This window comes from Paraburkholderia sp. BR10954 (genome assembly GCF_040965775.1).
Taxonomy (GTDB): Bacteria; Pseudomonadota; Gammaproteobacteria; order Burkholderiales; family Burkholderiaceae; genus Paraburkholderia; species Paraburkholderia youngii.
In genome coordinates, this window is the sequence record NZ_JBFRCK010000173.1 from 1 (window position 1) to 1,065 (window position 1,065).

Annotated in this window: 1 protein-coding gene; it reads right to left on the reverse strand. The window is 57.7% G+C overall.

Annotated features, from left to right (window positions below; translation table 11 throughout):
* Positions 1–1,065, reverse strand: a 1,065-nt coding sequence (locus AB4Y34_RS41665) for an amino acid adenylation domain-containing protein (protein WP_368719285.1), incomplete at both ends; no start/stop codon positions are given.

Consider the following 1,065-nt stretch of genomic DNA (forward strand, 5'->3'; position numbering starts at 1 on the left):
GGTTCAGATAGCCACGAGCCACGCCTGCGCCGCCGATATACAGTTCACCCACTGCGCCTAGCGGCACCGGTTGACCGTGGCTGTCTAGCAGGTAGAGCCGAGTGTTCGAGATCGGCCGGCCAATCGGGATTGGTTCGCTATGTTCGGCAGATTTTTTTATTTCGTATACAACGCAGCCGACCGTCGTCTCGGTCGGTCCATAGTGGTTGAAAATCCGTGTTTCTGGAGCATAGGTTTGCCATATTTCAATTTGCGCATGCCGTAAGGTTTCTCCCCCCACGACCAGAGTACAAATGCGCCCTGCCATCGCTTCGACGGGTAGTATCCCTCGAAGTGCCTCTAAATGGGAGGGCGTAAGTTTGACCGGTGATAAATTGTTACCGTCAACAATGGCTTGACGCCAGTCGAGCTTGGAATTGCCCTCAGAAGAGAGGTATAACCGGCGCCCACAAATTAGCGCAGGATACAAGGCCGTGAGGCCCAAGTCAAAGCTGATAGAAGAGGAAAGCACACTGCCGTGACCGTCAGCAACACCAAATCGTTCAGCCGCATATGATGCGTAATTAACGATCGAGCAATGTTCAATGCACACCCCCTTTGGGGCACCAGTGGAGCCGGAAGTGTAGATCACATAAGCGAGATGGCGTGAGGTAAGGCCCGGTATCTGAGGATTGGTCTCGGGTTGTCCAGGAGCGTCGTTGGGGTCGATCAGGGTGTAACCGGCCAACGCCTGGCCCAGTACCTCCTTGCCGGCCTGATCGGCCAGGACGATGGCGGGCTGGGCATCGGAGAGAATGTGAGCGAGTCGCTCTCCCGGATAGGCGGGATCGAGCGGCACATAGGCGCCGCCGGCCTTGAGAATGGCCAGCAGACCGACGATCATGGCGGCAGAGCGCTCCACGCAGATGGCCACCCGGGAATCGGGCGCGACGCCCAGCGCGACGAGTTGATGGGCAAGCCGGTTGGCGCGCGCATTGAGTTGTGCATAGCTGAGTTGCTCGCCTTCGTGAACGATGGCCACGGCTTCGGGCGTTCGCTTGGTTTGCTCTTCGAACAACTGGTGGA